Genomic DNA, 9,310 nt, shown 5'->3' on the forward strand with positions numbered 1-9,310 from the left:
ATTCCCCAGTGGCAGCTGGAATGCCTGCCATAGCCATCTCACAGTCAACGCTTCTCTAGTGTGTGCCTCAACGGCGCAAACAACGCTTCGATATCCTCGTTGCCCAATTGCCAATCCCCGGTCGTCCGTCCGTCCAGCACACCCGCTGCCAAGTCGGACTTCTCCTTCTGCAAGTGCTGGATTTTCTCCTCCACCGTGCCCCGGGCAATCATCTTGTAGACAAACACCGGTTTCTCCTGCCCGATGCGATAGGCGCGGTCGGTGGCCTGGTTTTCCGTGGCCGGGTTCCACCATGGGTCGTAGTGGATCACCGTATCGGCTTCGGTCAGGTTCAAGCCCACGCCGCCGGCCTTCAGGCTGATCAGAAAAATCTGTAGCTTGCCGCTCTGGAAATCCTTCACCGGCGTACGCCGATCACGGGTCTGGCCTGTCAACAGAGCGTAGGCGATGCCACGTTTTTTCAGCTCGTCTTCGATCAGGCTCAGCATCGAGGTGAACTGGGAAAACAGTAGGATTCGCCGGCCTTCCTCAAACAGCTCCTCCAGCATCTCCATCAGGCTGTCGAGCTTGCCTGAGCTGCTGCCGCGGGCAGGCAGGGTGGCGTCGTTGACCAGGCGCAGATCGCAACACACCTGCCGTAGCTTGAGCAGTGCTTCAAGAATGATGATCTGGCTGCGTGCCACGCCCTTGCGGGTGATCTCGTCGCGTACCTTCTTGTCCATGGCCAGGCGCATGGTTTCGTATACATCACGCTGGGCTTCGTTGAGGTCGACCCAATGGATGATCTCGGTCTTGGGCGGTAACTCCGTGGCCACCTGCTCTTTGGTACGGCGCAGCAGAAACGGTTTGATCCGACCGTTGAGGTGCTGCAATCGCACCTCGCTCGCGCGTTTTTCGATGGGCACGCGGTAATCGCGGTTGAAGCTTTTCACATCGCCCAGCCAACCGGGCAGCAGGAAGTGGAACAGCGACCACAGTTCGCCCAAGTGGTTTTCCAGTGGCGTGCCACTCAGGCACAGGCGTTGGCGTGCGTTCAACTCGCGTGCAGCCTGGGCTGCCTTGCTGTTGGGGTTCTTGATGTACTGGGCTTCGTCGAGGATCAGCACGTGCAAGGGGAGGGCTGCGAGCTGTTCGATGTCTTTGGGCAGCAATGCATAGGTGGTCAATAACAGGTCATAGTCTTGCAGATTCGCGAAGTGTTTCTTGCGTCCGGCACCGTAGAGCGCCAACACCTTGAGTTGCGGTGTGAAGTGCGCCGCTTCATCCATCCAGTTGGGGATCAGGCTGGTGGGCATGACCACCATGCACGGTCGGTCCAGGCGACCAGCGGCTTTTTCACTGAGAATGTGCGCCAGAGTTTGCAGGGTTTTACCCAAGCCCATGTCATCCGCAAGAATCCCGCCGACGTCCAGTTGACGCAGCGACTGCATCCAGCTCAGGCCTTCCAACTGATACGGGCGCAGGGTCGCATTCAACCCTTCAGGCGCCACGCAGGTGAAATCCTTGATGTCGCGCAAGCGTTGGGCAAAGTTGCGGATTTTCTCGCCGCCCTCCCATTGCAACGGCAGGTCTTCCAGCGGGTTCAGACGGGTCGCATCGGCCTTGGCCAGGCGCAACGCCGTGGTGCCGGGATCTTGCAGATAAAACTCGCCGAGGGTCGCCAGCACCGGTTTCAAGCGGCCGTAGGGCAACGCCACTTGTATCGGGCCATGGCCATTTGGCAGGCCCGGGATATTCACTAGGATCAGCTCATCATCTCGACGCCGAGCAAGCTTCTCCGGGTTGAGAATCTCGGTGTGAGAGCGCATCAGGTTCAACAGGATCGGTAACAGGCTCAGCCGCTCGCCGTTGACGATGATCCCCAGTTCCAGATCGAACCAGTCGCGCTCCGGCCCTTCATCGACCGTGGCGTACCAGTCATCGACGGCGCTCAGGTCGAAACCGAAATCATCGTCGATCAGCAACTCCCAACCCTCTGCCCGCAATGTCGGTGTGGCATTGAGGGTGAACGTCAGCCAGGCGCTGTCATTGACCATCTCGAACAGTTCGCCGGCGCTTTCCGGCAAGGCCTTGCTCTGGCGCGTGGCAATCTTGAAACCCAGCAAGCGCAGTTGCTCGCGATAGCGCTGCTCCAGCTCGGGATGGCGTTTGATCCGCAGGCTCTGGGTTTCCTGGCGCACGATGATATCGGCGTTTTTCTGCCCGCTGACATAGTTGCCCAGGTAATTGAACGACAACGCTGCGCGGTGCTGGATATAGCGCTGCATCTTGCCGTTGCGCGGTTCAAACGCACTGAACTCCACGCTTGCCATCCACAGGCGCGGCACCGGCAGCACATCCTCCATCACGACCTGCGGCAACACCACGCGGTTATCCAACACGGCCTGGAGTTTTTCCAGCAGCTCGGCATCCTGGGCGGCGGCAGGGTAGGCCAGGGTTTCCTGGACTTTGAGCAGCACTGCCGCGATGTGCTTGCAGTTGGTATGCACCGGGCAGGTACAACGGCTGTCCACCAGGATCAGCGTGCCCTTGGCCGATTCGCGTAGTGAGATGGTCTGGCGGTAAACGTTGCCGCCGGAGCCTTCGCAGCTGGCGACGATGGTGCTGTCGCCGGACTCGACGATGCGCACGCGATTCTCCAGCGCGTAACGCCGCCCGCGCTCGAGGCTCTGCTCTTTGAAGCGATTGGCCCACGATGGGGCCAGGGGTTTGGTCAGCGTCGACGTCAGGGGCATGGCGTTGGATCAGTCCTGAATGTCGGGCGGTGGTGCGCTGGGTGGCTTGGCGGTCAGCGACGTGATCTTGATCAGCAGTGCCAGATGGCCGCCATCCAGATAATTGAGCTGGTTGTTCTTGGTGCGTACGTCTTTCTGGGCCAGGTGCTCGCTGGCGATCACGCTGCCCTTGCTGTCGAACTGGTTGATCCAGAAGTCCGCGTCGATGTCGGTGAAGCGGCCCAATTGCAGGTTCAGCACGCCCTCGATAGGGAACTGGCCAAACTGTTCCTGGCCATCGGTGATAGCGATCTTCACCGGCTGATCGCCGAGGTTCTGCTCCCACGCCTTGTGCGCCAATACGGTGTAGCTGTTATCGGTATTCAGCTTATCGACGATGTTGTTCAGGCGAGGCGGGCTCAGTTTGTCATTGCCCAAGTGTGCGGCGCCGGCGTCCCAGTTTTCCGGAGCTGCGCGGCTGTTGATCACCGGCTCCGCATTCTGGCGCACCAGGATCATTTCCACCTGGTACAGGCTGTCGGCAAATGCCGAAGGCGCGAGTACCACCAACAACAGGCTCAGAATGCGGAACACGCGCATGGGGGCGTCCTTAAACAGATTTCGGGATGAGGCGTTCAAACAGCGCCTCCAGGGTATTGAAGCGTTCTTCGGCGCGCTCCATCGGCACCATGAATTTGAACAGCGTAGCCCCTTCGAACTTGTAGCGGTTGGGCTGGCCCTGGATCAGCTTGATCAGCACCAGTGGGTCCACCGGCGTTTGCGCTTCGAACTCGATACGCCCACCCTGCGGTCCGGCGTCGACTTTCTTGATGCCAAGCTGTTCGGCCTGCAATTTGAGCAAGGTCAGGCGCACCAGGTTCTTGGTCGGTTCTGGCAACAGGCCGAAGCGGTCGATCATCTCCACTTGCAGATCCTTGAGGCCTTCTTCGTCGGTGGCCGAGGCAATGCGCTTGTACAGGATCAGCCGCGCATGCACGTCCGGCAGGTAGTCTTCGGGGATCAGCGCCGGCAAGCGCAGGTTGATCTCCGGACCGCCGCCCAATGGCTGATCGAGGTTCGGCTGCTCGCCTTTGCGGATGGCTTTCACCGCCCGTTCGAGCATCTCCATGTACAGGGTGAAGCCCACCGCCTGGATCTGTCCGCTCTGGCCGTCGCCCAGCAGTTCGCCGGCACCACGGATTTCCAGGTCGTTAGTGGCCAGTACAAAGCCGGCACCGAGATCTTGAGTGTTGGCGATGGCTTCCAGTCGCTTTTCCGCATCGCCAGTAATCTGCTGGCGCGGAGGTGTCAGCAAGTAAGCATAGGCTTGGTGGTGACTACGCCCGACCCGGCCGCGCAGCTGATGCAGTTGTGCCAGGCCGAACTTGTCCGCGCGCTCGATGATGATGGTGTTGGCGCTCGGCACGTCGATGCCGGTCTCGATGATGGTCGAGGCGATCAACACGTTGAAGCGCTTGTGGTAGAAGTCGCTCATCACCTGTTCGAGTTCGCGCTCGCGCATCTGGCCGTGGCCGATGGCAATACGGGCTTCCGGCACCAGTTCGGCGAGGTCGGCGGCGCACTTTTCGATGGTTTTCACGTCGTTGTGCAGGTAGTAAACCTGCCCGCCGCGCAGCAGTTCACGCAGCAGCGCTTCCTTGACTGTGCTTTTGTTCTGCTCCATCACGAAGGTACGCACCGACAGGCGACGTGCTGGCGGCGTGGCGATGATCGACAGGTCGCGCATGCCCGACACTGCCATATTCAGCGTACGCGGAATCGGGGTGGCGGTCAGGGTCAGAATATCGACCTCACTGCGCAGGGCCTTGAGCTGTTCTTTCTGGCGCACACCGAAGCGGTGTTCTTCATCGATGATCACCAGGCCCAGGTTCTTGATCTTCACGTCGTCCGACAGCAGCTTGTGGGTGCCGATCACGATGTCGATCTTGCCTTCAGCCAGGTCGGCGACGGCAGCATTCACCTCCTTGGCGGATTTGAAGCGGCTCATCACTTCCACGGTCACCGGCCAGTCGGCAAAACGATCGCGGAAGCTGTTGTAGTGCTGTTGGGCGAGCAGGGTGGTCGGCACCAGGATCGCAACCTGGCGGCCACCGTGCACGGCGATGAAGGCGGCGCGCATCGCCACTTCAGTCTTGCCGAAGCCCACATCGCCGCACACCAGGCGATCCATCGGCTTGGGCGCGAGCATGTCGGCGCGCACGGCTTCGATTGTGGTTTGCTGGTCCGGGGTTTCTTCGAAGGCAAAGCCGGCGCTGAAGGTGGCGTAGTCGGCTTTCGGGTCGGCGAACGCATAACCTTCGCGGGCGGCACGACGGGCATAGATGTCGAGCAGTTCGGCGGCCACATCGCGCACCTGTTCGGCGGCTTTGCGCTTGGCTTTCTGCCAGGTCTCGGAGCCCAGGCGGTGTAACGGCGCCAGGGCGTCGTCGCTGCCGGTGTAGCGGGCGATCAGGTGCAGGTTGGCCACAGGCACGTAGAGCTTGGCGCCTTCGGCGTATTCCATGGTGAGGAATTCGGCGGCCTGGTTGTCGATCTCGAGGGTCTGCAAGCCCAGGTAGCGGCCGACGCCATGGTCGATATGCACCACCGGCGCGCCTTCGCGCAGCTCGGTGAGGTTCTTGATCACGGCATCATTGTTGGCGTCGGCGCGTTTTTCGCGGCGACGACGCTGCATCACGCGTTGGCCGAACAGCGGGCTCTCGGCGATCAGCGCCAGGGCCGGGTCGTCCAACAACAGGCCTTCGTCCAGCGGCGCGATGGTGATCGCCAGGCGTTCTTTGCTTTTTACAAAGTCCGGCCAGCTGTCGACGGTTTTGGGTCGCAGCTTCAGGCGTTCCAGCAGTTCCAGCAGCACTTCACGGCGGCCGGCGGATTCGGCGGTAAACAGCACGCGGCCGGGGAAGTCACCGAGGAAGTTGGAGAGTGCTTCCAGGGGTTGGTTGGCCTTGGCTTCAATCGCCAGGTTGGGCAACGTCTGCGCGGGGAAGCGCTCGCGACCGGCGCCACTGTCCACATCCTGCTGGCTGGCGACCACGCGTGGCCAACTCTTCAGGCGGGCGAAGCAGTCTTCCACCGGTAGGAATAATTCGGCTGGCGGCAATAAAGGACGGGAGGGATCGACGCGACGTTCTTCGTAGCGGTTACGCACATCGTTCCAGAAGTTTTCCGCCGCTTGCTCGATGCCCGGCAGCGAGAACACCTGGGTGTCCTGGGGCAAGTAATCGAACAGCGTGGAGGTTTCGTCGAAGAACAACGGCAGGTAGTACTCGATACCGGCGGGCGTGATCCCGCTGCTCAGGTCCTGAAAGATCGGGCAGCGGCGGAAGTCGACGTCGAAGCGTTCACGGAAGCGCGCCTTGAAGCGGGTGACCGCATCTTTTTGCAGCGGGAATTCCCGCGCCGGCAGCAGCTTGACCGAGTCCACTTTATCGATAGAGCGCTGGCTCTCTGGATCGAAGGTGCGCAGGGTCTCGATTTCGTCATCAAACAAGTCGATGCGGTACGGCAGTTTGCTGCCCATCGGGAACAGGTCGATCAAGGCGCCCCGCACGGCGAACTCGCCGTGCTCGTACACCGTGTCGACACAGCGGTAGCCGCTGGCCTCCAAGCGCGTACGCATTTGCTCGACATCCAGCTTCTGGCCGACATCCAGCACCAGGCTGCTGCCCAGCAGGAACTTGGTCGGTGCCAGGCGATGCAACGCCGTGGTAATAGGCACTACCAGCACGCCGTGGGCCAGTTCCGGCAAGCGGTACAGGCTGGCGATGCGCTGGGAGATGATGTCCTGGTGCGGCGAGAACAGGTCGTAGGGCAGGGTTTCCCAGTCGGGGAAATGCAGCACCGGCAGATCGGGGGCGAAGAAGCTCAGCTCCTGCTCCAACCGTTCAGCGCTTTGGCTGTCGGCGGTGAGCAGCAGGGTAAAGCGCTTGGCTGCGCTGGCAGCCTCGGCAATGGCCAGGCTCAGGGCGGCACCGGGCAGGTTGCCCCAGTGCTGTTTGCCTGCCGCGGCAGGGAGTAGCGGTAGACGCAGGACGGGCACGGAAGGTTGAGCTCCAAGCGTTGCGACAAAGTCGGTAATTGTAACGGCCCAAGGTGCCGCCTGTCAGTTGCTGACTGTGCCTAATGCGGTTTGTAGGAAATGTAGTGGCTAAGACAAACAATGGCGGGTTTTGACTCAATATGTAGTGCCAAAATGTACGCGTTTTTCGGAGGGTTACGGACAAGTTGTCCCGTGCGTGCCATTAGCGGCCTTCTGGAGCCCGCGTATTTACTGGGCTGTAGCGGGGTGTCAATTTTTCGCAAGCACTTTTTGTTGCCGGGCGTGCATTGCTCCGAGGGCGGCCGGGCGGCATAATGTAGCCCCTTTTTTCTGCCCCTACATGTGGAAGGTTCCCGTGACTCAGAAGCCCGACCAGTGTCTTGGTGAATGGATCGACCGTGAAGCACTCGCAGAAGCGATGATTCCGCTTATCGGCCAGCTGTACCGCAATAACAATGTGGTGAGCTCGATCTATGGCCGCAGCCTGATCAACCAGTCTGTCATCGCGATTCTCAAGGCGCACCGTTTTGCGCGCCATCGCTCCGCCGACGACAGCGAACTCTCCGTCCACGAAACATTCCCACTGCTCAAAGCCATGAGCGAGCTCAAGCTCGGTGCGGCTTCGGTAGACCTGGGCAAGTTGGCCTATAAATTCCGCAACGAAGGCAATGGCCGTACCGCCGAGCAGTTCGTGCGCGAAGAAATGGCCGATGTGGTTGGCCAGCAAAATGCCGCTGCCCGTAAAGGCACCGACGTTGTCCTGTACGGCTTCGGTCGTATCGGCCGCCTGCTGGCACGCATCCTGATCGAAAAAACCGGTGGTGGCGACGGCCTGCGCCTGCGCGCCATCGTGGTGCGCAAGGGCGCCGAGAACGACCTGACCAAGCGCGCCAGCCTGCTGCGTCGCGACTCGGTACACGGTCCGTTCAACGGCACCATCGTCATCGACGAAGAAAACAACACCATTACCGCCAACGGTAACCTGATCCAGGTGATCTACGCGAAGAACCCGTCCGAGGTGGATTACACCCAGTACGGCATCAAGGACGCCCTGCTGGTGGATAACACCGGCGTATGGCGTGATGCCGAGGGCTTGGGTCAGCACCTGGCCTGCCCGGGTATCGACCGCGTTGTGTTGACCGCGCCTGGCAAGGGCAAGCTGAAGAACATCGTTCACGGCATCAACCACGCTGAAATCACCGCTGACGACAAGATCGTGTCTGCCGCTTCCTGCACCACCAACGCCATTGTGCCGGTGCTGAAGGCTGTGAATGACAAGTTCGGCATCGTTAACGGCCACGTTGAAACCGTTCACTCGTACACCAACGACCAGAACCTGATCGACAACTTCCACAAGGGCGATCGCCGTGGCCGTAGCGCCGCGTTGAACATGGTGATCACCGAGACCGGTGCTGCCACCGCTGCTGCCAAGGCCCTGCCTGAGCTGGCCGGCAAGCTGACCGGTAACGCGATCCGCGTTCCGACGCCAAACGTGTCGATGGCCATTCTCAACCTGAACCTTGAGAAGGCCGCCACCCGCGAAGAGATGAACGAGTACCTGCGCTACATGGCGCTGCACTCCGATCTGCATAAGCAAATCGACTTCGTCAACTCGCAGGAAGTGGTTTCCACCGACTTCGTGGGCTCGCGCCACGCCGGTGTGGTGGATGCCGAGGCGACCATCACCCAGGACAACCGCGTTGTCCTGTACGTGTGGTACGACAACGAGTTCGGCTACAGCTGCCAGGTGGTTCGCGTGATGGAAGACATGGCTGGGGTCAACCCGCCTGCGTTCCCGCGCTAAGCATTTGCGCTAAATGAAAAAGCCCCGACTGGTTCGGGGCTTTTTCATGTCTGTTGGTTTTATGTTGCTTGTACCGGCCTCATCACAGGCAAGCCTGCTCCCACATTTTGATTTGTGAATACATTCAAATGTGGGAGCTGGCTTGCCTGCGATAGCGTCTTATCAGGCGCCGCCAACCACCGAGGCCTGCGCAGTGCGCAGTTCATGCCGATTGCCTTTGAACAATACCAAGGTCGCAATCAACCCCAGCACCGCTGCACCACTGAGCCAGATTCCCGGTGCCGCCTTGTTGTCCAGCACATGGATCAGGTACGTGCAGGCCGCTGGCGTAAACCCACCGAAGGTCGCCGTCGCCAGGCTGTAGGCCAAGGAGAAGCCGGTAGTGCGCACTTCGACCGGCATGATCTCGGTCAGCGCCACCACCATCGCACCGTTGTACGAACCGTACAGGAACGACAACCACAACAGCACGATCAGCAGATGGCTGAAACTTGGGTTGGCTACCAGCCACGACAGGGCCGGATACGCAGTGAGAATCGCCAGAATGGTCGCGCCCAGCAGCAGGGGTTTACGCCCGATCTTGTCGGACACTGCGCCCATCACCGGCAGCCAGATAAAGTTGGAAATACCCACGCACACCGTCACCAGCAGGGCATCGAAGTCCGACAAGTGCAGTTCCGCTTTGCCGAAGGTCGGCGTGTAGGCCGTGATCAGGTAGAACGACACCGTGGT

The 9,310-nt window shown here is 60.4% G+C and carries 5 protein-coding genes; 1 reads left to right on the forward strand and 4 read right to left on the reverse strand.

The annotated features are described in order from the left end of the window. Positions 1–44: 44 nt before the first annotated feature. Genes ACRESD_RS21320 through mfd form a run of 3 tightly spaced genes read right to left on the reverse strand, consistent with a single transcriptional unit; the run spans position 45 to position 6,774 of the window. Positions 45–2,735, reverse strand: coding sequence for a DEAD/DEAH box helicase (locus ACRESD_RS21320; protein WP_431752714.1), 2,691 nt, complete (start codon positions 2,733–2,735; stop codon positions 45–47). Positions 2,736–2,744: 9 nt separating this feature from the next. After that, positions 2,745–3,314 carry a CsiV family protein gene (locus ACRESD_RS21325; RefSeq protein ID WP_431752715.1) on the reverse strand — a complete coding sequence of 190 codons (570 nt, stop codon included), beginning with the start codon at positions 3,312–3,314 and terminating at the stop codon, positions 2,745–2,747. A 10-nt stretch (positions 3,315–3,324) separates the two neighbouring features. After that, on the reverse strand, positions 3,325–6,774 hold the full coding sequence (gene mfd / locus ACRESD_RS21330; RefSeq protein ID WP_431752716.1) for a transcription-repair coupling factor: 3,450 nt from the start codon (positions 6,772–6,774) through the stop codon (positions 3,325–3,327). A 340-nt stretch (positions 6,775–7,114) separates the two neighbouring features. On the opposite strand from mfd, the gene ACRESD_RS21335 reads away from it, so the two are divergent. Beyond that, on the forward strand, positions 7,115–8,578 hold the full coding sequence (locus tag ACRESD_RS21335) for a glyceraldehyde-3-phosphate dehydrogenase (protein ID WP_431752717.1): 1,464 nt from the start codon (positions 7,115–7,117) through the stop codon (positions 8,576–8,578). A gap of 162 nt (positions 8,579–8,740) precedes the next feature. On the opposite strand, the gene ACRESD_RS21340 is transcribed toward ACRESD_RS21335, so the two are convergent. Then, a partial coding sequence (locus tag ACRESD_RS21340; RefSeq protein WP_431752718.1) for an MFS transporter occupies positions 8,741–9,310 on the reverse strand: 570 nt, incomplete at its 5' end.

It is taken from the genome of Pseudomonas sp., from assembly GCF_050739995.1.
GTDB lineage: Bacteria > Pseudomonadota > Gammaproteobacteria > Pseudomonadales > Pseudomonadaceae > Aquipseudomonas.

Bases quoted from the DNA above. Each gene is read 5' to 3' on its own strand.
- ACRESD_RS21320 (WP_431752714.1), bottom strand. From the start codon at position 2,735: ATGCCCCTGACGTCGACGCTGACCAAACCCCTGGCCCCATCGTGGGCC.
- ACRESD_RS21325 (WP_431752715.1), bottom strand. From the start codon at position 3,314: ATGCGCGTGTTCCGCATTCTGAGCCTGTTGTTGGTGGTACTCGCGCCT.
- ACRESD_RS21335 (WP_431752717.1), top strand. From the start codon at position 7,115: ATGTGGAAGGTTCCCGTGACTCAGAAGCCCGACCAGTGTCTTGGTGAA.